Origin of the sequence: Streptomyces sp. A 4/2 (assembly GCF_940670765.1) — a bacterium.
Taxonomy (GTDB): Bacteria; Actinomycetota; Actinomycetes; order Streptomycetales; family Streptomycetaceae; genus Streptomyces.
On sequence record NZ_CALNVW010000102.1, the window covers coordinates 1 to 393 of the forward strand.

Below are 393 nucleotides of genomic sequence, written 5' to 3' on the forward strand. Positions count from 1 at the left end.
GGGCTGGCCGTGCAGAACGCGCCGGGGGGCGACTTCGAACTGCCGGGCCTCCAGGTCTCCGGGATGGACGTGCTCACCGGGACCGCACGGCTCGACCTGACCTTCGGATTCGTGGAGGAGTACGGGCCCGACGGAGCGCCGGCGGGGCTCAGCGGTGCGGTCGAGTACAGCACCGACCTGTTCGACCGTTCGACGGTCGAGGTCATGGCCGCCAGGTGGACCAGGCTGCTGGCCGAGGTCGCCGCCGCGCCCGACCGGCCGATCGGCGGCATCGACCTGCTGTCCGCCGAGGAACGCGACGATCTGCTGCCCGCCGTCGAGGACGGGGCGGCGGCCGGGGCGAGCCTGCCTGAGCTGTTCGCGGCGCAGGTGGCGGCGGTGCCGGGGGCGGTC

At 74.6% G+C, this 393-nt stretch carries 1 protein-coding gene; it reads left to right on the forward strand.

The features are described from left to right. Positions 1-393: hypothetical protein (locus NBY69_RS37215; protein ID WP_250306696.1), on the forward strand; the 393-nt coding region annotated here is incomplete at both ends.